This is a genomic window from Rhodococcus tibetensis (assembly GCF_024438035.1).
Lineage (GTDB): Bacteria > Actinomycetota > Actinomycetes > Mycobacteriales > Mycobacteriaceae > Rhodococcus_F > Rhodococcus_F tibetensis.
This window is the reverse complement of record NZ_JANFQF010000018.1, coordinates 101,025-121,940: the sequence shown is the minus strand read 5'-3', so window position 1 is coordinate 121,940 and position 20,916 is coordinate 101,025. Positions and strand designations below refer to the sequence as shown.

The window sequence follows — 20,916 nt, the reverse complement described above, 5'->3', positions numbered from 1 at the left end:
TGAGCTTGCCCTTGGCGTGGACCTTGTCGACCGCTGCTTCACCGCTGGGGTGCTGCGCCTCGGCCTGACGATTACGCAGGTCGGCGAGCTTTCCCGCGGTCGTGTGAATATCGGGCGTGCTCGCCGACTCCGGCGCGCTCGGCTCCTGAACAGTGGTCATGACAGGTCAGCTTAACGAGAGTGGCGGGGCTGTTGCCAAGGGAGGTGGGCGTCCGGACCCGGCTACTGACCAGTACATTTTCGTGTCCACCATAGGCTGGAGAGATGTGGACCGATCTGAACCGACCCCCTCTCGACGCCGACGCACTGCGTAAGGCCCTCGTCCGCGGCGACGAAGCAGGAACCGTCGGCGGCGATCCGCGTGCGTTCTGGTCGCGGCTGGACGTCGTGCAGGAGACCGGCTCCACCAACGCGGACCTCCTTGCCCGTGCTGCCCACTCGGACTGTGACCGGCACGTCCTGCTGGCCGAATTTCAGGGGAGCGGGCGCGGGCGCCACTCCCGCACCTGGGTCAGCCCTCCCCAGGCGCAGATCGCCGTGTCCGCGCTGCTCACGATGCCGGGGATGAGCGTGGGCGACATGGGCTGGCTGCCGTTGCTGACCGGAGTCGCGGTGGTCGATGCGGTGCGCGCCGTCGCGAAGGTGCCCGCCGAGTTGAAGTGGCCGAACGACGTGCTGATCGATGGCCGCAAGGTGGCCGGCATTCTTGCCGAAGTGGCCACCACGACGCCCGATCCCGCGGTGGTCGTCGGAATCGGGATCAATGTCAGCCTCGCCCGGGAGGAGCTGCCCGTTCCGCATGCGACGTCGTTACTGCTCGAGAACGCGGAGGTCACCGATCGTGACACGCTCGTGCGAGCGGTGCTGCGCGCCATCGCGGATCGGTGGCAGCAATGGCACGACACGAACTGGGACGTCACCGAACTCGCCGAGGCCTACCGTGCCCGGTGTGGCACGCTCGGTCAGCGGGTGCGCGCCGAACTGCCCGGCGGCACTGAACTTCTCGGGATCGCGACGGACATCGACACCGAAGGGCGTGTGGTGATCGCGCCCGACGGCCGAACCGACACGTTAGCCGTCTCCGCAGGTGACATCACACATTTGCGTCCGGTGCGCAAGGAGTGATGCCACACTGGGGTACATGGGCACCTCGACTCCCGAATCGGCCGACCTCACCGCTCTGCGCACACTGACCGGTCTCACCGTGGTGCTCGGGCTGCTGACACTGGGTCTGGGGGTCGCGGTACTGGTGTGGCCGGACGTAACCCTCACCGTGGTTGCCGTCTTGATTGCCATCCAGTTCTTCGGTTTCGGACTGGTCCAGATCATCCGGGCGTTCGCCGACGTCGACGCCGGCGGGGCCGCGCGCACGCTCGTCGGCGTATCCGGAGCACTCGCAATACTTCTGGCGTTTCTCGTGCTGCGGAGCCCGCTCCAGACGGTGGTGATCATCGCCCTGGTCGTCGGTGCCTGGTGGGTGTTCCGCGGCGTCCTCGAAATAGTCGAGGGCGCGTCGGGGACGGCCGCGGACCGCGGACTGAACATCGTGCTCGGCGTGATCAGTGTCGTGGCTGGAGCGATCGTGCTCCTGCAACCCGAGCTCTCGCTCGAAGTCTTCGTCCTCGTGGTAGGAGTGTGGATGGTGCTGTACGGCATCATCATCGTCATCACCCCGATCGTCCTCCATCGCATGCGGTGAGGGCAGACTCTTCCGAATGGGATACCCCGAGGACGTCCTCGCCGATGACGAGGAACTCTTACTCCACCGTCATCCGCACTGGAAGATGTTGCTGCTGCCTGCCGTCACCCTGCTCGCGGCGACGGCGGTTGCAGGGTTCGCTCTCGGTCTCGCCGGGAACAAACTCGACGGGTCGTCGCTGAATGTCGCCCTGATCGTGGTGCTCGCCCTGTGGCTCGCGGTGGTGGTCTGGCGGTGCCTGGCGCCGTTCCTCAGTTGGAAATCCACGCATTTCATCGCCACCGACCGTCGAGTACTCATCCGGCACGGCGTACTGACCCACACAGGCATCGACATCCCGATGGGACGAATCAGCAACGTTCAGTTCCGGCACGGTTTGCTCGACCGAATGCTGCGAACCGGCACATTGGTCATCGTCTCGTCCTCCGATGATCCCCTCGAGTTCGACGACATTCCCGACGTGCAGCGTGTCCACTCGCTCCTCTACCACCAGGTGTTCGACGCAATGGATCTGCACCGTGGTCGCGCGCGCGAAGATCCTCGCGGGGACGTCGATCCCGGCAAAGCCTGGTAACCGGTCACAGCGCTCAGGGCATCTCCGTACCCTGTGTGGGTGACCGCCGTACTGCTTGCCGAAGATGACGAAGCCATTGCCGCCCCGCTGTCGCGGGCACTGGGTCGGGAGGGGTACGACGTCACCATCGAGCAGACGGGTCCGGCGGCCCTGGAACAGGCACTCGACGGTGCGTACGACCTGTTGATCCTCGACCTCGGGTTACCGGGAATGGACGGTCTCGAGGTGTGCCGGCAAGTCCGCGCCCACAGTTCCGACCTGGCCGTGCTCATGCTCACCGCCCGCACCGATGAAGTGGATTTCGTCGTCGGTCTCGACGCCGGGGCAGACGATTATGTCGGTAAACCGTTTCGGCTGGCCGAGCTGATGGCGCGGGTCCGCGCCCTCCTGCGTCGCCGCGGCGGTGCCGAGGACTCCGTCGTCGAGGTCGGCGGGATCCGCCTCGAACCGGCCGCCCGGCGAGTGATGGTGAACGGCGCCGAAGTCGCGCTGGCCAACAAGGAGTACGAACTGCTGCGGGTACTGCTCGAACATGCGGGGCAGGTGGTCTCGCGCGACACCATCCTCGCGGAGGTGTGGGGCGACGTCGAACTGCGAGGGTCGAAGACGCTGGACATGCACATGTCGTGGCTGCGCCGAAAGATCGGTGACGAGGGGCCCGCCGCCGAACGCCGGATTGCGACGGTCCGCGGTGTCGGCTTCCGGATCAACACCGACTAGGCACGGTTCGTGCGCCGCAGAATTCTCCAGTCGATCCTCGCTGTCGTCATCCTCACGGCGTTGCTGCTCGGTGTCCCGCTGATCTACACCGCATGGTTGTGGGTGGAGGATCTCACCCGCAGCGACCTCCAGATCCGCCTCGACCGGATGGCGACCGAAATCATCACCCAGGAAGGCGCCGACGGGGTTGTCGAGGGAACGCTCGACCTCAATTCGCTGCGCCTCCTGGTTCCGTCGGACGGACGGCTGGTTGTGGTGTACCCGACCGTCGACGACGGCGCCGCCCGGGTCGACATCGGCGAACCTGTCGTCTCGTCGCCGCTGGTGGAGTCACTGGCGATGGGCACGTCCGGCTCGCTGCGACTCGAGGTGCCGTCCGACGAGATGCGGACCCAGCAACGCCAAGCGGTGGGCGCAGTGGCGCTGCTGGTCCTCGTATCCATTGCAGCGGGAACCGTGGTCGCCGTCGTCACCGCCAACCGGCTCGCCGACCCGCTGCGGGACGTCGCAGGCCGCGCCGCTCGCCTCGCCGAGGGCGATTTTCGCCCCGACAGTCGCCGCCACGGCATTCCAGAACTGGACCGGGTGTCCGACGTCCTCGATTCCGCCACCGTCGAAATCGCCGGCCGACTGCAGCGCGAGCACGCCCTCGTCGCCGACGTGTCGCACCAGCTGCGCAGCCGTCTGACCGCTGTGCGCCTGCGCCTCGACGAACTGTCAGAACACTCCGACCCCGCCGTCGTGGTCGAGGCGGACGAGGCTATGGCGCAGGTCGACCGCCTCACCGTCGCGATCGACGAGTTGGTGCGCTCCTCGCGCAGCAGTGGCACCGAAAACCCCGTGTCGGTCATCCGGGAGCTCAGCGTGGTCATCGCAGACTGGAAGCGGCCCTTCGAGGATGCTTCCCGCGACCTGGTGCTCCAGGGTGACGCCACCGTGATGGCGTCGACGACGGGTTCACGGCTACGTGAGGCCGTCGCGGTGCTCGTCGACAATGCCCTCGTGCACGGCGCCGGTACCTGCACTGTCGCGGTGCGGCTGATTCAGGGGCAAATGCTGAGGGCAGCCGGTCCGGACACGTCCATCCGCGAGGCGATGGTGTGTGTGGAGGTTTCGGACGAAGGCGACGGGGTGAGCAATGACCTCGCGCCGCACATCTTCGACCGCGGGTTCTCTGGAGCCGGATCCACCGGTGTCGGGCTCGCGCTGGCCAGGGCGCTGATCGAGGCCGACGGCGGCCGCCTCGAACTGCAGCGTCGCCGTCCAGCGCTGTTCGCGATCTTCGTCCCGATCGCACGGGAGCACGTGCCGACCCGGGTGACCGGCATCAGAGAGCCACGATGAACGCGGTCTCGCCGCTCAGGAATGCCCGATTTCTTCCTCGGCGGCCTCGTCGACCAGATCGGGATCGATGCGGACGTTCTGCTCCGGGAACGCGAACCGGCGCAGCGCCCAGAACCGGAAGACCATTTGCAGCAGGTTTCCGATGATGTAGTTGAGCACGAAGTCGACGATCACCAGAGTGGTGAGATTTTCCTGGTCGGCGCGGATGTCGAAGACGTTGTTGGCGGTCCACAAGGGTGCGGCGGCGATGAGAACTCCGACACCGCTGATGCTGAAGAACAGCAACGCCTCGTGGTGGCGCTCGCGGCCACCGCGATTCTTGAACGACCATTCGCGGTTGAGGATGTAGCTCAGCACGGTCGCCAGAACGCCGGAGAGAACCTTCGCGACGACCGGCTTCTCTTCCAGGATCGTGAGGCTGAGCGAGTAGAAGATGGCCAGGTCGAACACCATGGTTGTTCCGCCGACGATGGCGAACTTGATCAGCTCGTGATGCCGCAACGCGAGAGCCCGGAAAGGCTGGGGTACGCGTGCAAGGACACCGTCGACGAATGACACAACGGAGAAGTTTACGAAAGCCGGAGGCAATACCACTAATTGGCGGTGAAATCATCAGGAGAATCACAGAAACTGGTGAGCGACCACCTCGGCGGGGGAACCCCGTGCCGGACGTGACAAACTTATGTCCCGTGACCGGCAACTCTGACTCCTCACCGCGTCCCACGACACCCCGCGATCTGCACGCCGGGCAACCCGTCGTAACGATGATCGGCGGTGGCCAACTCGCGCGGATGACGCACCAGGCCGCCATTGCGCTCGGCCAGACTCTTCGCGTGCTCTCCGGGGCACCCGACGAACCTGCCGCGCAGGTGAGCCCCGATGTGGTCCTCGGCAGCCACACCGACCTCGACGCGCTCCGCAAGGCGGCAGTCGGTTCTCATGCGCTGACCTTCGACCACGAGCACGTCCCTACCGAGCACCTGGACATCCTCGTCGCCGAGGGCGTCAACGTGCAGCCGCCCCCGCAGGCGCTGATGTATGCGCAGGACAAGCTGGCGATGCGTCGCAAGCTCGGCGAGCTCGGCGCGCCCGTCCCGGCGTTCGCCGAGGTGACGTGGGCCGAGGACGTGGTGAAGTTCGGCGCACAGCACGGATGGCCGGTCGTGATCAAGGCCGTTCGCGGTGGGTACGACGGCCGGGGGGTCTGGATCACGGACGATCCGGACGAGGCCGAGCGCATCGTCACCCAGCAGCTGGACAACGGTGTCGCTCTCCTCGTCGAGGAGAAGGTCGAGATGCGCCGGGAGCTGTCGGCGATGGTGGCACGGTCACCGTTCGGCCAGGGCGCCACGTGGCCTGTCGTGGAGACCGTCCAGCGTCACGGCCAGTGCGCCGTGGTCCTGGCTCCGGCTCCCCAGCTGCCCGATTCCGTTGCCGAAGCTGCAGAGGGTCTCGCCCTGCGGCTCGCCTCCGAACTCGGTGTGGTCGGCGCGATGGCGGTGGAACTCTTCGAAACCGCCGACGGCACCCTCGTCGTGAACGAACTGGCGATGCGTCCGCACAACTCTGGCCACTGGACCATGGACGGTGCCCGGACCTCGCAGTTCGAGCAGCATCTGCGTGCGGTCCTCGACTATCCGCTCGGAGACACCGCGCCGATCGCGCCGATCACCGTCATGGCGAACGTGCTCGGCGCCACGGCCGCGCCCGAGATGAGCATGGACGAGCGGGTCCACCACCTGTTCGCACGGATGCCCGACGCCAAAGTGCACCTCTACGGCAAGGGCGAACGCAAAGACCGCAAGATCGGCCACGTCAACATTGTGGGCGGCCCGGGTTCCGTGGACGACCCCGAGTACGTGGCCGCGGTGCGTGAGCGCGCCGAGCGAGCCGCACATTGGCTTTCGCACGCGGAATGGACCGACGGATGGGATGTACACGGTGAGTGAATCGGCAGCACAGCAGGGCGCACAGGTCGGGCTCATCATGGGCAGCGACTCGGACTGGCCCACCATGGAGGCCGCTGCCGAGGCACTTGCGGAGTTCGGTGTCCGGTTCGAGGTCGGTGTGGTTTCCGCCCACCGCACACCGCAGCGGATGCTCGACTACGCGAAGTCGGCAGCCGGTCGGGGCATCAAGGTGATCATTGCCGGCGCCGGCGGCGCAGCCCACCTGCCCGGCATGGTCGCGTCGGCCACCCCACTGCCCGTCATCGGTGTGCCGGTTCCGCTGAAGTACCTCGACGGCATGGATTCCTTGCTCTCGATCGTGCAGATGCCCGCCGGCGTCCCCGTCGCGACGGTCTCCATCGGCGGGGCCCGCAACGCAGGTCTTCTCGCCGTCCGCATCCTCGGTGCCGCCGACCCCGCCCTGCAGCGTCAGATGGTCGCATTCCAGGACGGGCTCGAATCGATGGTGCTCGACAAGGACAAGGCCCTTCGCGAGAAGCTCCTCGGCTGAATGAGACGTAGCCGCGGGGTGCCGATGATCCGGGCGACGCGGGGGAATGGGCAGTCGGCGGCGATCACCTGCGCGGCGTTGGCGTACGCGCGGGTGTGGGGTGGCCGCACTGCCTTCGACGAGGAGTTCGGCATCTTCGTGTGCAGCGGCATGAGGGGCGGCTTCGCGCGCGGGGGGACGACGATCGGGGGCGCGTTCCTCACAGGGCGGACGCCGGCGCGAACGCTCCTGCGCCATGAGGCGGTGCATGCCGACCAGTGGGCCACATACGGGTGGAGTTTTGCGCTCCGGTACCTGTTCGAGGAGTTACGCCACCGTGGGGCGCGCAACAGATTCGAAATCGCCGCGGGACTGGCCGACGGCGGCTACCGAGTGAGCTGACGCGTGATTTTCTCTGTTCCGATCCGCCTCGTCTGAGATGAGGGGTCGGCGTTGGCCACCTGCACCAGCGACGCGCCGGCCGCGAAGACGGCGATCAGGCCGGCGATCAGTGCATCCGGAGAATCCCAGGCGATATCGGAGGACACCCGATCCGTCGACGTGATGCCCTGCGCTTCGGCCGACGCACGTGCCGCGTCGAGTACGTCGTCGACGCTGGTCCCGGCGATCGCGGGTCCGGCTACAGTCGGCCGGAACTGGTCGCCGTGGACGCGGACGGAGGTGGCGTAGTCGGTGATACCCACGGGAAGGTCGGGGACGGGCCGTCCGAATGCGTCGAGTGAGAGCACCGCGACCTCCGGTACGTCGTCGACTTCGGCCAGACGGCCGACCGAGACAAGTGCGACTTCGGCCTCCGCATCGGGCTCGAGGACGACCTCGGCGCCTGCCCACCAGGCGCCGAGAAGGACGGCGGCGGTCTGCCAGTGCGCGGGCAGCAGCACGCACACCCGCGCCCCCGGTTCGAGGGCGAACTCGTCCCGCAGGAAATTGGCGGTTTTCGCGGCCCAGTTGGTCAGGGTGAGCGCGGAGAGTTCGACTCGTTCGCCGGTGGCGTCGTCGTAGAACGTCACTCGCGGGCCTGCCGGATCGCTCGCCAGGATCGGGTCGAGAAGGGCATCGGTCAACGTGCGGGAGGCATGGTTCATGGACACAGTTCGTTTCTCGTTCTCTAGTTCACACAGCGCGGGCCGGACGAGCCGGCATCGATAGGCGGGCCGGGCGGTGCCGGGGTGGGCGAGGTGCCTGACGCGGACGAGGTGCCCGCGGTCTCGGCGGATCCGCTCGTGGAGGTCGTCTCCGCCGATGTGGGTCCGTCGTAGTCGTCGGAGAGCACCACGCGCACCGAGCCCTCGGGCAGAGTCGAATCCGTGTCGGTGGGCAGTCCACCGAGTGCTGATGCGACGGCCTTGGCGCTGTCGTCGTCCGCGGAGTGCGCGAAGACCGTGGTGGAACTCACCGAGGTGCCCGTGTAGTTGCCGACCTCACCCTGTCCGTAGCCGAGCGCGGTGAGCGCATCGGACACCCCGGTGGCGAGGCCACCGATGTCGCTGGCATTCGCAACGTCCACGGTCACCGTGGAGGTGTCGATGTCCGGCGTGGTCGTGGTGTTCTCGGCGTCGCTCGGTTCTTCGCCGACGAGACCCGTCACGTACTTCTTCACGGCCTTCGGATCGACCTCGACGATGGACTCGCCGTAGTCGGTCATGCCGTTGAGGTCGGCGACCGGAATCGTCTCGAACTGCACCTTGCCACCGGCCAGGTCCTGCAATTGGGTGGCGAATTCGATGATGTCCCAGTCGTCGTCGAGTACGACGGATCGTTGGACGGCGGCGCTCAGTTCGTTCAGTTTGCCGGGATCGCTGAGTGTTTTCGCCGAGAGCACCTTGCCCACGAGCGACGCCATGAACACCTGCTGCCGCACGATGCGGTCGAGATCACCGCGAGGAAGATCGTGGCGCTGCCGGACGAAGCTCAACGCGTCGGCGCCCTTCAGCGACTGCTCGCCGGCCGGGAAATGTGCCCCCGACAGGTCCTCGTCCACCGGCTCGTTGAGGCACACGTCTACGCCGCCCACCGCGTTGGTGAGCAGGACGAATCCGAGCAATCCGACCTCGGCGTAGTGGTCGACGGTGATACCGGTCAATTCCGCGACCGATTCGATCAGCGCCTCACGGCCGGACTCCGTCGACTGCTCCTCGGCCTCCTTGTCCGTCGAACCACCCTCGACGAGCTTCAGCCGCTCCGTCTCCTTGGTTGCGCCGTATGCCGCATTGATCTTGGACTTGCCGATTCCCGGTACGTCGACGTAGGAGTCGCGGGGGATGGAAATGGCGGTGGCGGAACTGCCGTCGTTGGGGACGCGGATCAGGACGATGGTGTCGGTGTTGGACGCCACCTCTTCGCCCGCGCGCAGTGAGTCGAGTTCCTCCTGGGACAGTGGGTTGCCGTGGGCATCGGTGCGGCTGTCCGTACCGACCATGAGGATGTCGACGGCGCCGTCGGCGCTTCCGCCGAGTCCGAGACCGCCCGCGGTTGCCAGGTTGTTGCGTAGCGAGTCGATGCTCCGCCACGCGAAACCGGTGACGACGAGTGCGAGCACCGACAGCACGGTCACCGCGATGTGGACGGGATGCCGGGACGTCCTCGGGGGTTCGCCCGGTTCGGGTTGCTCGTGTGACACGCAACCAGGCTACTGGTCGGCGCGTTCGGAACAGGGACGCGGCGATCGGCGTGCCAGACTGACCGCGTGACGGAAATCCTTGTGACCGGCGCCCGGGGACAACTGGGAGGACACCTCCTTCGCCGCGCCGAGGCAGCAGGTATCGCAGTTCGGGGTGTGGGTTCGGACGAGCTCGACATCACCGACCCCGACGCAGTGGACGCGCAGGTCGAAGGCCGATCGGTGGTGATCAACTGCGCGGCCTATACCGCGGTGGATGCCGCCGAATCCGACGAGGAGAGGGCCCTCGTCGTCAACGAACGCGGCCCGGCGATTCTCGCCGCGGCCTGTGCCCGGATGGGCGCACGACTGATCCACGTCTCCACCGACTACGTGTTCGCCGGGCGTGCGGACACGCCGTACGAGGTAGACGCGCCGACGGCGCCGGCGACAGCGTACGGACGCACCAAACTGGCCGGTGAGCGCGCTGTGCACGCAGCGCTGCCCGCTGCCCACGTCGTGCGAACCGCGTGGGTCTACAGCGGTGCGGGTTCCGACTTCGTGGCCACGATGCTCCGGCTCGAACGTGAGCGCGACACGATCGACGTGGTGAACGATCAAGTGGGATCGCCCACATTCGCAGGTGACCTCGCCGCTGCACTTCTGGAGTTGGCCCACCGCACCGACGTCGTGGCACCGATTCTGCATGCCACCAATGCAGGGCGGGCCAGCTGGTACGACCTCGCCCGAGCGGTATTCGAGGAGGTTGGCGCCGACCCCGAGCGAGTGCGCCCGTGCTCGAGTGCCCAGTTCGTGCGTCCCGCCCCGCGCCCGGCGTTCTCTGTCCTGTCTCAGAACTCGTGGGCAGCCGCGGGCCTTACTCCGATGCGGCCGTGGCGCGACGCCCTGCGCGCAGCGCTGACAACGGTCGTGTGAGGCGGGGCGTCCCGGAACGGCTACGCTTGCCCGCGTGAGTTCGAAGCTGGCCGTGGTGACGGTTACCTATTCGCCAGGCGAGCATCTGGAACATTTCCTGGACACTCTCGCCGAGGCGACGAAAGAAGATCCGCAGGTCGTGATGGCTGACAACGGATCGACAGATGGCGCACCCGAGGCCGCCGACAAGGCGTACGACCACGTACGCCTGCTACGCACCGGCGGGAACATCGGTTACGGCGGTGCCGTCAACAGGGCTGTGGCGGAGATCGACGAAGAGATCGAGTTCGTCGTCGTAGCCAATCCGGATGTTCGGTGGGCGCCCGGATCGATCGACGTTCTTCTCGCGGCTGCCGAGCGGTGGCCACGGGCCGGGGCGCTCGGTCCCCTCGTGCTCGAACCCGACGGAAGTGTGTATCCCTCGGCACGCCAGGTCCCCGACCTGGTGTCGGGTGCAGGCCACGCCGTTCTGGGAACGGTATGGCCGTCCAACCCCTGGACTGCCGGCTACCGACAGGAGAACGAGTCGCTCAGTGAGCGCGCGGTCGGGTGGTTGTCCGGGTCGTGTCTGCTGATCCGTCGAGCGGCGTTCGATTCGATCAACGGTTTCGACTCCCGCTACTTCATGTACATGGAGGATGTCGATCTCGGTGACCGGCTGGGCAAGGCGGGGTGGCTCAATGTCCATGTCCCGTCCGCCGAGGTCACGCACGCCAAGGGACACGCCGCCGGAAAGCATCCCGAACTGATGTTGCCCGCACACCATCAGAGTGCGTACCGCTTCCAGGCGGATCGGCACCCGCACTGGTGGCAGGCGCCGCTGCGGTGGGCCCTCCGAGGAGGATTGGCGGTGCGGTCGAAGGTGGCGGTGGCTGCGGCAGTGCGGGAACGACAACGAAATTCCAACGAGGGGGCAGCGTCCGATGACAGGTGAACAGAAGACCGATGCAGTGGTGCTGGTGGGGGGCAAGGGCACCCGGCTTCGCCCATTGACGTTGTCGGCGCCGAAGCCGATGCTGCCCACGGCGGGTCTGCCGTTCCTCACCCATCTGCTGGCGCGCATCGCGGCCGCGGGCATCACGCACGTCGTCCTCGGCACGTCCTTCAAGGCGGAGGTGTTCGAGGAACACTTCGGTGACGGGTCCAAACTGGGTCTCGAGATCGACTACGTCACCGAGACCGAACCTCTCGGAACCGGTGGCGGCATCCGCAACGTGCTTCCGAAACTGCGCGGCGAGAACACCATGGTCTTCAACGGTGACGTGCTCGGCGGTACCGATCTCGGGGGAATCCTCGACACGCATCGTACGACCGAAGCCGACGTCACACTGCACCTCGTGCGGGTGGGGGATCCGCGGGCGTTCGGTTGTGTTCCCACCGATGCGGAGGGACGGGTCACCGCGTTCCTGGAGAAGACCCAGGACCCGCCGACCGACCAGATCAACGCCGGTTGCTACGTGTTCAAGCGCGACATCATCGAACAGATCCCGTCCGGACGCCCCGTGTCTGTGGAGCGCGAGGTCTTTCCGGCTCTGCTGGCCGAGGGCGCGCGGGTCTACGGGCACGTGGACTCGTCGTACTGGCGTGACATGGGCACCCCGGAGGACTTCGTCCGAGGCTCGGCGGACCTGGTGCGGGGCATTGCGCCGTCGCCGGCGCTCGACGGGCCCCGCGGCGAATCACTGGTGCACCCGGGAGCGGGCGTCGCGCCGGGTGCCTTGCTGATCGGCGGGACCGTGGTCGGACGCGGCGCCGAGGTAGGAGCGGGTGCACGCCTCGACGGCGCCGTGCTGTTCGACGGGGCAGTCGTCGAGGCAGGCGCAACCGTGGAACGTTCCATCATCGGTTTCGGTGCGCGCATCGGTCCGCGGGCTCTCGTCCGCGACGCGGTGATCGGCGACGGAGCCGACATCGGTGCTCGGTGTGAGTTGTTGCGCGGGGCCCGGGTGTGGCCGGGCGTGACGCTTCCCGACGGCGGAGTGCGTTTCAGCACCGACGTGTGAAATGCGTGGCGACGCAGGACGACCCGCGCTGCGGGCCGCTCCATCGGTTCCCCTGACCGAGGTTCTGCTCAGCGTAGTCCGGCGAGATGGACCAAGTGGTCGATCGTGGACTTCTCCGCGTCGGGCGGGAGCGCGTCCACCGGCCACCAGCGCAGGTCTGTCGACTCGGAACTGCGCACGATGTGCGCGTCGGGCCGGGCCCGGACGAGGAAGCGCAGATCGAGGTGCCGGGTCGGCTGCCCGAGGGAGCACGTGATCGCATGTGTATGCGCGGAGAGTAATTCCGCATCGATCCGCAGGTCCGGGATGCCCGACTCCTCGCAGGCCTCGCGCAGTGCCGCATCGACGACGGTCTCGTCCGTTGCCTCGCAGTGCCCACCCAACTGGATCCACCGGCCGACCCGGGGATGCAGTGTGAGGAGCACATGGCATCCGCTCTCGTCCAGAACCAGCGACGACGCCGTGATGTGACCGGGGGCGTGCTCGCGGAGGCAGCCGAGCGGTGCGGAGCCGAGGAACGCAAGCATGGTATGGCGCAACGATTCGTCGCTCTCGCTCACCGTTTTCCAGGACGCGAGCACCTCGGTGGCGGACCGGTGCAGAGTTTCGGCGCTCATGTCGCGGCGGTCACCGTTCGAGGAGGGCGTCGGCGGAATCGGGGACTTCGCGCGGAGCGAGCGGTTCCACGGGATGGCCGACCGCGATCGCACCGAGCGGTCGCCAGTCGGCGGGCAGGTCCAGGACGGTGCGCACCACGTCGGCGGCGAAGATGGTGGAGCCGATCCAGCAACTGCCGATTCCCTTGACCGCCAGCGATACCAGGAGCCCCTGTACAGCCGCGCCCACAGCCGCCGTGAACATGGTCGATTCGGCCGCCTGCCTGCGCGCGTCGGGGTAGGTGTGTGCGCCGTCGGGAACACAGAACGGGATGATGACCTCGGGGGCGTCGAACAAGATGTTCCCCCGCGCCACCCGGGCCTCGACGGCGGCCGCGTCCATGCCGTCGGACGCGAGATCGGCGCGCCACTGATCTCGCATGCGAGACAACAGTTCATCCCGGATCGCGAGGGTCCGGATCCAGACGAAACGAACCGGGCGAGTGTGGTGTGGCGCGGGAGCGGTGAGCGCTTCGGAGATTGCTGCGCGAACGGCGCCGGCGTCGACAGGCTCGTCGGAGAACTGTCGAATCGAGCGGCGCAGCAGAAGCGCTTCTGATCTGCCCTGTGCCAGCGATTCGGCGGTTCCGAGCCAGAACAGGTCTTCCGGCCCACGCCGGATCAGATCCCGCGCGCTGGATCCGTCGTCACCGAGGTCGAGGCCGCGCACGACGGCGACCGGTACACCGCCGAGTTTGCCCTTCACCAGATCGCCTGCCGCGGCGATCTCGTCGGCGATCGCCACCTCGGTGACGATCAGTTCGTTGCCCTGGCCGTCGCGGGCCCCGGCATACGCGTGCAGGACGGGAAGGCCGACTGCGCCGATCGCGGCATCGATCTGCCCATTGCGCCACGCCCGTCCCATCGTGTCGGTGACGACGACGGCGACGGTGACACCGAGGGCAGCCTTGATCGCGTCCCGGAGCCCACGGGCGCTGAGATCCGGATCCTCGGGCAGCAGCGCGAGTTCGGACCCCTCGACATTGGATCCGTCGATCCCCGATGCCGCTTGGACGATCCCGAGGCGATTCTCGGTGATCAGTGTGCGTCCCTTGCGGGCGACGATGCGGACGGCTTCCTGTTCGACGAGGCGCCGTCGGACGGCGTCTCTCTCGTCGGGATCGGTGGGGGAGGACACGATGCGGCCCTCGACCTTCGAGAACACCTTGCTGGTGACCACCAGCACGTCGCCGTCCCGCAGCCACGACGCCGCCGCGACCACGGCGGCGGCGAGGTCGTCCCCGGGGCGGAACTCGGGTAGTCCGAGGACCGGGAGGATCTCCAGGGGGCCGCCCGGCGCGTGGTCGATCACAGCGGTACCCCGGCAACGTCGAGGGCGGCCTGCACCATCCTGGCCGTCGCGTCGGGGTCGGTCATGATCAACGGCACACTGCGAACTTCGACACCGGGAACGTCGGCGTTGTCGGTGTCGTGCACCAGCCAGCCGTCGAGGATTCCGGTCCCGCTGCGCGCCCCATAGTAGCGGCCGATCGCCTCCGCCGACGTCTCGACCCCGATGACGTCGAGGCATTCGTCTGCCATGCCGCGCAACGGCTTTCCGCCGATGATGGGAGAGACGCCGACGACCTTCGCGGCGGTGGTGCGCAAGGCTCCGCGGATGCCGGGCACCGCAAGGATCGCGCCGATGCTGACCACAGGATTCGACGGGGCGAGCAGGACGATGTCCGCGGACTCGATCGCCTCCACCACTCCGGGAGCCGGCTTCGCCTGCTCGGCGCCGATGTGCGCGAAGCTGTGTGTCGGAACCTTTGCGCGGTGCCGAACCCACCATTCCTGGAAGTGGATTGCGCGCTGCTCGCCGTCTTCGGGATCCGTGATCACCACATGCGTCTCGCTGCGGTCGTCGGTAACGGGCAACAGTGCGACACCCGGCTGCCAGCGATTGCACAAGGCCTCGGTGACGGCCGACAACGGATAACCCGTGCGCAGCATCTGAGTGCGAATGAGGTGGGTGGCGATGTCGCGGTCGCCCAGACCGAACCAGTCGGGTTTGGCGCCGTACGCGGCGAGTTCCTCCTTGGCGTTCCAGGTCTCTCCCGCATGCCCCCACCCACGCTCGGTGTCGATGCCGCCGCCGAGGGTGTACATGCAGGTGTCCAGGTCGGGGCAGATGCGCAGTCCGTGCATCCACACGTCGTCACCGACGTTGACGACGGCGGTGATCCGATGGCCGGGGGAGTGGCCCTCTTCGTGCGCACCGTCGGTGCCGAGAAGTCTGCGCACGCCTTGCAGGAATCGAGCCCCGCCGACCCCGCCCACCAATACAGTCACGTTCACGAAGCAAAGCCTAGGCGGTGCTCCGGCGGAGCCGGTCGGCTGCTTCCCCAAGGCGATTTCGAGCGCGAAATACTAATGGACATTTTCGGCTTAGCTTGACCGCGACACGCTGGGCGTGTCTAATCACAAATATGTCATTCCGACGTTGTGGGCGTGGAATCTCTTGCAGCGGGGATCAATTCGAACGCTTGTTCGAACGGATGGCAGGGGTGTTCGGTTCGGGGTACGTGAACGATCGAAATTTTCTGCGCTATCACAGGTGAGGAGGCGGAGCGATGCCCAATGAGCAGGTCGAGTCGGAGACTCGCTGGAGCACAGTAAGCGACGAACCGCAGACCAATTCCGAAGCAGGCGCAGCAGACGGCGTCTGTGTTCAAGAAGTCTGTGTGCAAGAAGGCAGGGGAAGCGAAAGTCCGGTGCGACAACTCGTCGCTCAGGAGATCGAAACGGCGGGCACCCGCCCGGCGTTGAGCGTGGTGACCGGTTTCGATCAGCTTTTCGAGACCATCGAGGATCAGTGGCAGGAACGCGCGCTGTGCGCGCAGACCGATCCCGAGGCATTCTTCCCGGAGAAGGGTGGCTCCACGCGGGAAGCCAAGCGGATCTGCTTGGGCTGCGAAGTCAAGGACGAGTGCCTCGACTACGCGCTGGCCAACGACGAGCGGTTCGGCATCTGGGGTGGCCTGTCGGAGCGTGAGCGCCGGCGCCTCAAGCGGGGAATCGTCTAGTCAGTCCTCCGCGCCCGGCAGGTCGGGGTCGATGACCTCCGGTTCGACGCCGAGGTAGGTGCTCACCTGCTGTACGAGCACGTCGTGCACCAGGTCGGTGAGATCGTCCGGGTCTTTCGCGCGCTGTTCCAGCGGTCGGCGGAACAGGACGACCCGCGCCCGGGTGGCAGTGCCGTGCCGGTCGATACCCGCGGGTATCAGCCGGGACAGCGGCACGGGCCCGTCCGCCACGACCTCGGGGGGCCAGTTCACCGAATCCGGGTCCAGCGCATGAATTTTCGGGACCTCGTCCACGGCGATGTCCAGCTTCGTCAGGCGCTCGCGCCACTGTGCGTCGATCGGCGCGAACGCTTCGAGCACCACGAGATCGAACTTCTCCGCGCGACTTCGCCGTGCGGGCGCGTCGGGAGGAAACACCGACCCGCGAATTCCGCGTCCCCGACGGTCGACTGATCGGGTGGTCACCGGACGCCTGCGTCGTGCTCTGGACATGGACTGGACATTACGACAGCCGCAGACTCCCGGTGTGTCCGAGTAGGTGTCGGGCCCTCCTGGGGCTAGGCTCCCTAGCTGTGAGATCTCTGCGTCGATGCTGCCGCCCCGGGTGCAAGAACCCCGCTGTTGCGACGCTCACGTACGTCTATTCGGACTCCACCGCTGTCGTGGGTCCACTCGCCACCGTCGACGAGCCTCATTCCTGGGATCTGTGCGACACCCACGCTTCGCGGATCACCGCACCGAAGGGTTGGGAACTGGTCCGGTACGAGGGCGGATTCTCTTCGAGCACGCCGGACGAGGATGATTTGACCGCGTTGGCGGAGGCCGTGCGGGAGGCGGGCTTGGGCGATCGCGGGCGCTCCGAACGAGCCGCCTCCACGGAGGAGCGCGCCGACACCGGCACGCACACCCCACCGGTACGAACCGGCCGCCGTGGCCACCTGCGGGTTCTTCCCGACCCTGCCAACTGAGTTCCTGCTGGTCCTTCCCGAAGCGTCAGCGCCGTGAGCGCCGTCTCGCGGTTGCCCTGCCGTGCCCGCGGCGGGCAGGCATTAGGCTGGCGCCAGCACTGGTGCTCGCAAAGGAGAAAACAGAAGTGGCGCGATCAGCCGAGTCCGTACATGCCGTGATCAAGGCTTACGACGTGCGTGGTGTGGTCGGTGAACTCATCGATGCCGCGTTCGTCCAGGACGTCGGCGGCGCCTTCGCGCGACTCGTGCGCGACGACGGCGCCACCAAGGTGGTCGTCGGCCACGACATGCGGGCGTCCTCCCCGGACCTCGTGAAGGCCTTCGCCGACGGCGTCACGGATCAGGGTGTCGACGTGGTCCTCATCGGCCTGGCGTCTACCGATCAGTTGTACTTCGCGTCGGGACTGTTCGACTGCCCCGGGGCGATGTTCACCGCGAGCCACAATCCTGCCGAGTACAACGGCATCAAGCTCTGCCGTGCGGGGGCCAAGCCGGTCGGCCAGGAGACCGGCCTGGCGACGATCGCGGCGGATGTCATCGACGGAGTCCCCGAGTTCGACGGTGCGCCCGGTGCGGTGACGGAAGAGGACGTGCTGGGGCAGTACGCGAGCTTCATCCGTGGCCTGGTGGATCTCGCCGACATGCGTCCCTTGAAGGTCGCGGTCGACGCAGGCAACGGGATGGGCGGGCACACGGTGCCCGCCGTGTTCGAGCCCATGCCGGTGGAGCTGGAACCGCTGTTCTTCGAACTCGACGGTACGTTCCCCAATCACGAGGCGAATCCGCTCGACCCTGCCAACCTCGTTGATCTCCAGGAGCATGTGCGGAGGACGGGTGCCGACATCGGTCTGGCATTCGACGGTGACGCCGACCGCTGCTTCGTGGTGGACGAGAAGGGCAACCCGGTCTCACCGTCGGCAGTGACGGCACTCGTTGCCGAGCGTGAGCTGGCGAAGGAGCCCGGCGCGACCGTCATCCACAACCTCATCACGTCGCGGGCGGTCCCGGAACTTGTCACCGAGCTGGGCGGGTCCCCGGTGCGCACGAGGGTCGGACATTCCTTCATCAAGCAGCAGATGGCCGAAACCGGCGCGGTCTTCGGCGGCGAGCACTCCGCGCACTACTATTTCCGCTCCTTCTGGGGCGCTGACTCCGGGATGCTGGCCGGACTGCACGTGCTCGCCGCGCTCGGGGAGCAGGGGCGTCCGCTGTCCGAGCTGATGGCCAAGTACGAGCGGTACGCGGCTTCCGGGGAGATCAACTCCACGGTCGCCGACGCCGAGGAGCGGACAGCCGCGGTCGTGTCGGCGTTCGCCGACCGCACTACGAGCGTCGACCGGCTCGATGGCGTCACCGTCGATCTGGCCGGCAACGCCTGGTTCAATCTGCGGGCTTCCAATACCGAACCGCTGCTACGGCTCAACGTGGAAGCGCCCACGGCCGAAGACGTAGACGCACTCGTTACCGAGATACTGGGCATCGTCCGATCCTGACTGCCATAGTTGGGTATAGCGGGTCCTGCACGCAGACAAGCTCCGATGAGGTTTGCACCGAGAAAAGAGAAAGGGGGTGCGGTGTCATGACAGCGCCGACGCCCCTGTTGGATCTCGACGACGGCGACGCACTGGTTGCCGCGGACACCCTGGGAGTTCTCCGGTCCGCGGCGATGGGCGGTGCCCACATCCGGGCCACCAGGTCCGCCGTCGAGGAGGGGGCTCTCGAAAGACTGCGGGGTCTTCGGCCGCGCAGTGTAGTGGTGGTGACCGGCTCGGGGCGGGCGAGCCGCGGGGCCGCGATCCTCACCGCGGTCCTCGCCGAACGGATCGGGTTCCCCCTCGTGCGCGCCGCCAGTACGCCCGTCTGGGTCGGACCGCTCGACGTGGTCGTGGTTGCCGGCGACGACGCCGGTGATCCGCGACTCGTGCAGGCCATCGACGCGGCTGTGCGCCGTGGCGCCGAGGTGGTGGTGGCCGCGCCCGACGAGGGGCCGTTGCAGGCTGTCGCGGCGGGACGGGTGCTGATGTTCTCGCCGAGAATCCAGGCACTGACCCGGCACGGTCTGCTGCGGTACTTCGCCGTCCTCCTCGCGGTCCTTCGCGTGGTCGGATCCGAGCGGTGGGGTGACGAGGTGCCCGATCTCGAGCAACTCGCCGACGCCGTCGACAACGAGGCACTTCGCGATCGCCCGACCAACGAGGTGTTTCACAATCCGGCGAAGTCTCTGGCCTCTCGGATGCAGGGACGCCGGGTGGTACTCACCGGGGACACCGAGAGCGCAATGGAACTGGCGCGTCACGGTGCCGAGGCGCTACTCCACGCGGGCAGGGTGGCAACCGCGTCCGAATTGTCCGACGTACTGAGTGCGGCGAGCACCTTCCGCGTGGCGGCGACCGTCACCGACCCGATCTTCCACGACCCGGAACTCGACGGTCCGCCCTCCGCCAGTCCTGTCCGTACCTTTGTCTTCTCGGCCGAGGCCGAGAAGATGCTGACGGAACGCAAGACCGCGGTGCTGGGGGACGCCGACCTCGTCGTCGCAGCGTCCGACGAAGCCACCCCGCCATCGCAGCGGTCGGAACTCGAGCAGGCAGCGGTTCTCGTGGGGCGGCTCGACATGACGGCCGCGTACCTGCAGTTGATCGGCGGTATCTAGTGCACCGACTCGAAGGTGCGCTCCGATCCTATGCATGGGGATCGCGCACCGCTATCGCTGAGCTGCGCGGACTGCCGGTTCCGACCGCACATCCGGAAGCGGAACTGTGGCTCGGTGCCCATCCGGCAGATCCTGCTCGCGTCGTCACCGACGAGGGGGAGCGGTCACTGCTGGATCTGGTGCGTTCCGAGCCTGAACGGCAACTCGGTCGCCGCAGCGTCGACACCTTCGGTGAACGCCTCCCGTTCCTCCTCAAACTGCTTGCCGCCGAGGAGCCGTTGTCGTTACAGGCGCACCCCAGTGCGGACCAGGCCCGCGAAGGTTTCGCTCGCGAGAACGAGCTGGGTATCGCGCTCGGATCCTCGATTCGCAACTACAAGGACGACAGTCACAAGCCTGAGCTCGTGGTCGCGCTCAGCCGGTTCGACGCACTTGCCGGGTTCCGGGATCCGAAGCGGACGGTGGAGCTTCTCGATGCGATCGCGGTTCCCGAACTCCAGCCGTACGCCGGGTTGATTGCGGGACAACCCGACTCGGACGGGTTGCGTGCGTTGTTCACCACCTGGATCACGTTGCCCCAGCCCGTCCTCAGTGCGCTGATGCCCCGCGTGCTCGACGGGTGCGTCGACTACCTGTCAGGCTCCAAGGACGGCGAGTTCGTTGCCGAGATCCGAACCGCGCTCGAATTGAGTGAGGTGTATCCGGGCGACGCGGGCGTACTCGCCGCGCTACTGCTGAACAGGGTCACCCTCGAGCCTGGGCAGGGGCTCTATCTCGCAGCCGGAAACCTCCACGCGTACCTGCACGGTATGGCCGTGGAAATCATGGCCAACTCGGACAACGTTCTGCGTGGTGGACTCACCCCCAAGCACGTCGACGTTCCCGAACTGCTCCGGGTGCTCGATTTCGATTCCGTCGACATCCCGGTTCTCGAGGCAGAGGAACTACCCGGCAGCGCCGAGTTCATGTATGTCTCACCCGCGCCTGAGTTCTGTCTGACGAGGATCGATCTGTCGTCGAACGGTCGTGCCGAACACCGCTTCCGGACGGAAGGTCCGCACATTCTGCTCTGCACCGCGGGTTCGGTGCACTTGCGGTGCGGTAGTCAAAGCCTCGACGTCGAGCAGGGCAGTGCCGTCTGGATCGCGGCCGAGGACCCCGAAGTTTCGGTGACCGCGACATCGGAACGTGCCCAGCTGTTCAGTGCGAGAGTCGGCGCACCCATCGCGTAGCCTGTGAGCCGCCCAGCGATCCGGAGACGGGCCGTGGGCCCGTTAC

Annotated in this window: 23 protein-coding genes; 16 read left to right on the top strand and 7 right to left on the bottom strand. The window is 67.0% G+C overall.

Annotated elements, in window-relative coordinates; genetic code table 11:
- The first annotated feature begins 264 nt into the window (after positions 1-264).
- Genes NOF53_RS20295 through NOF53_RS20275 form a run of 5 tightly spaced genes read left to right on the top strand, consistent with a single transcriptional unit; the run spans position 265 to position 4,337 of the window.
- A complete protein-coding gene (locus NOF53_RS20295) occupies positions 265-1,125 on the top strand; it encodes a biotin--[acetyl-CoA-carboxylase] ligase (protein ID WP_255972025.1) in 861 nt (286 codons plus the stop codon).
- Between the two features lie 16 nt (positions 1,126-1,141).
- Positions 1,142-1,699 (top strand): HdeD family acid-resistance protein, encoded by a 558-nt coding sequence (locus NOF53_RS20290; protein WP_255972023.1) that lies wholly within the window; start codon positions 1,142-1,144, stop codon positions 1,697-1,699.
- Positions 1,700-1,715: 16 nt separating this feature from the next.
- On the top strand, positions 1,716-2,273 hold the full coding sequence (locus NOF53_RS20285) for a PH domain-containing protein (RefSeq protein ID WP_255972020.1): 558 nt from the start codon (positions 1,716-1,718) through the stop codon (positions 2,271-2,273).
- Between the two features lie 39 nt (positions 2,274-2,312).
- A complete protein-coding gene (locus NOF53_RS20280) occupies positions 2,313-2,993 on the top strand; it encodes a response regulator transcription factor (protein WP_255972018.1) in 681 nt (226 codons plus the stop codon).
- Positions 2,994-3,002: 9 nt separating this feature from the next.
- A complete protein-coding gene (locus tag NOF53_RS20275; protein WP_255972016.1) occupies positions 3,003-4,337 on the top strand; it encodes a sensor histidine kinase in 1,335 nt (444 codons plus the stop codon).
- A 15-nt stretch (positions 4,338-4,352) separates the two neighbouring features.
- Here the strand turns inward: NOF53_RS20275 and NOF53_RS20270 are convergent, their stop codons facing one another.
- The gene (locus tag NOF53_RS20270) at positions 4,353-4,895 is read right to left on the bottom strand and encodes a GtrA family protein (RefSeq protein ID WP_255972014.1); all 543 of its coding nucleotides are present in this window, start codon (positions 4,893-4,895) and stop codon (positions 4,353-4,355) included.
- Between the two features lie 131 nt (positions 4,896-5,026).
- On the opposite strand from NOF53_RS20270, the gene NOF53_RS20265 reads away from it, so the two are divergent.
- From NOF53_RS20265 to NOF53_RS20255, 3 genes are read left to right on the top strand one after another with little or no spacing between them, the layout of a single operon-like run.
- Positions 5,027-6,286 carry a 5-(carboxyamino)imidazole ribonucleotide synthase gene (locus NOF53_RS20265; RefSeq protein WP_255972012.1) on the top strand — a complete coding sequence of 420 codons (1,260 nt, stop codon included), beginning with the start codon at positions 5,027-5,029 and terminating at the stop codon, positions 6,284-6,286.
- Positions 6,270-6,797 carry a 5-(carboxyamino)imidazole ribonucleotide mutase gene (gene purE / locus NOF53_RS20260; RefSeq protein WP_255972010.1) on the top strand — a complete coding sequence of 176 codons (528 nt, stop codon included), beginning with the start codon at positions 6,270-6,272 and terminating at the stop codon, positions 6,795-6,797. The genes NOF53_RS20265 and purE overlap by 17 nt, the downstream gene beginning before the upstream one ends.
- A complete protein-coding gene (locus tag NOF53_RS20255) occupies positions 6,798-7,178 on the top strand; it encodes a hypothetical protein (RefSeq protein ID WP_255972008.1) in 381 nt (126 codons plus the stop codon). It abuts the gene before it with no gap.
- On the opposite strand, the gene NOF53_RS20250 is transcribed toward NOF53_RS20255, so the two are convergent.
- The gene (locus tag NOF53_RS20250; protein WP_255972006.1) at positions 7,163-7,882 is read right to left on the bottom strand and encodes a TIGR03089 family protein; all 720 of its coding nucleotides are present in this window, start codon (positions 7,880-7,882) and stop codon (positions 7,163-7,165) included. The genes NOF53_RS20255 and NOF53_RS20250 overlap by 16 nt on opposite strands.
- A gap of 23 nt (positions 7,883-7,905) precedes the next feature.
- A complete protein-coding gene (locus tag NOF53_RS20245; RefSeq protein WP_445263536.1) occupies positions 7,906-9,417 on the bottom strand; it encodes an LCP family protein in 1,512 nt (503 codons plus the stop codon).
- A gap of 66 nt (positions 9,418-9,483) precedes the next feature.
- Here NOF53_RS20245 and rfbD point away from each other — a divergent pair, with 66 nt between their 5' ends.
- The 3 genes from rfbD to manB are packed head-to-tail and all read left to right on the top strand — an operon-like array spanning position 9,484 to position 12,335.
- Complete coding sequence (rfbD, locus tag NOF53_RS20240) at positions 9,484-10,332, top strand: dTDP-4-dehydrorhamnose reductase (RefSeq protein ID WP_255972004.1); 849 nt, start codon at positions 9,484-9,486, stop codon at positions 10,330-10,332.
- A 34-nt stretch (positions 10,333-10,366) separates the two neighbouring features.
- The gene (locus tag NOF53_RS20235; RefSeq protein ID WP_255972002.1) at positions 10,367-11,266 is read left to right on the top strand and encodes a glycosyltransferase family 2 protein; all 900 of its coding nucleotides are present in this window, start codon (positions 10,367-10,369) and stop codon (positions 11,264-11,266) included.
- On the top strand, positions 11,256-12,335 hold the full coding sequence (gene manB, locus NOF53_RS20230; protein ID WP_255972001.1) for a mannose-1-phosphate guanylyltransferase: 1,080 nt from the start codon (positions 11,256-11,258) through the stop codon (positions 12,333-12,335). The genes NOF53_RS20235 and manB overlap by 11 nt, the downstream gene beginning before the upstream one ends.
- Positions 12,336-12,403: 68 nt before the next feature.
- On the opposite strand, the gene NOF53_RS20225 is transcribed toward manB, so the two are convergent.
- From NOF53_RS20225 to cofD, 3 genes are read right to left on the bottom strand one after another with little or no spacing between them, the layout of a single operon-like run.
- Positions 12,404-12,952, bottom strand: coding sequence for an NUDIX hydrolase (locus tag NOF53_RS20225; protein ID WP_255971999.1), 549 nt, complete (start codon positions 12,950-12,952; stop codon positions 12,404-12,406).
- 10 nt (positions 12,953-12,962) lie between these two features.
- Positions 12,963-14,303, bottom strand: a complete 1,341-nt coding sequence (locus tag NOF53_RS20220; RefSeq protein WP_255971997.1) for a coenzyme F420-0:L-glutamate ligase — start codon at positions 14,301-14,303, stop codon at positions 12,963-12,965.
- Positions 14,300-15,289 carry a 2-phospho-L-lactate transferase gene (cofD, locus tag NOF53_RS20215; protein ID WP_255971995.1) on the bottom strand — a complete coding sequence of 330 codons (990 nt, stop codon included), beginning with the start codon at positions 15,287-15,289 and terminating at the stop codon, positions 14,300-14,302. Before cofD ends, NOF53_RS20220 begins: the two co-directional genes overlap by 4 nt.
- A 467-nt stretch (positions 15,290-15,756) precedes the next feature.
- Here cofD and NOF53_RS20210 point away from each other — a divergent pair, with 467 nt between their 5' ends.
- Entirely contained in the window at positions 15,757-16,017 is a 261-nt protein-coding gene (locus NOF53_RS20210; RefSeq protein ID WP_255972043.1) for a WhiB family transcriptional regulator, read from the top strand.
- Here NOF53_RS20210 and NOF53_RS20205 read toward each other — a convergent pair whose 3' ends face one another.
- Entirely contained in the window at positions 16,018-16,509 is a 492-nt protein-coding gene (locus tag NOF53_RS20205) for a metallopeptidase family protein (RefSeq protein WP_255971993.1), read from the bottom strand.
- An 80-nt stretch (positions 16,510-16,589) separates the two neighbouring features.
- On the opposite strand from NOF53_RS20205, the gene NOF53_RS20200 reads away from it, so the two are divergent.
- The 4 genes from NOF53_RS20200 to manA all read left to right on the top strand — a co-directional run bounded on the left by NOF53_RS20200 (position 16,590) and on the right by manA (position 20,870).
- Positions 16,590-16,985: a DUF3499 domain-containing protein gene (locus NOF53_RS20200; protein ID WP_255971991.1), complete on the top strand. Its 396-nt coding sequence runs from the start codon at positions 16,590-16,592 to the stop codon at positions 16,983-16,985.
- 125 nt (positions 16,986-17,110) lie between these two features.
- Positions 17,111-18,478 (top strand): phosphomannomutase/phosphoglucomutase, encoded by a 1,368-nt coding sequence (locus NOF53_RS20195; RefSeq protein ID WP_255971989.1) that lies wholly within the window; start codon positions 17,111-17,113, stop codon positions 18,476-18,478.
- 86 nt (positions 18,479-18,564) lie between these two features.
- Positions 18,565-19,638 (top strand): tobH protein, encoded by a 1,074-nt coding sequence (locus NOF53_RS20190; RefSeq protein WP_255971987.1) that lies wholly within the window; start codon positions 18,565-18,567, stop codon positions 19,636-19,638.
- A complete protein-coding gene (gene manA / locus NOF53_RS20185; RefSeq protein ID WP_255971985.1) occupies positions 19,638-20,870 on the top strand; it encodes a mannose-6-phosphate isomerase, class I in 1,233 nt (410 codons plus the stop codon). Before NOF53_RS20190 ends, manA begins: the two co-directional genes overlap by 1 nt.
- Positions 20,871-20,916: the final 46 nt, after the last annotated feature.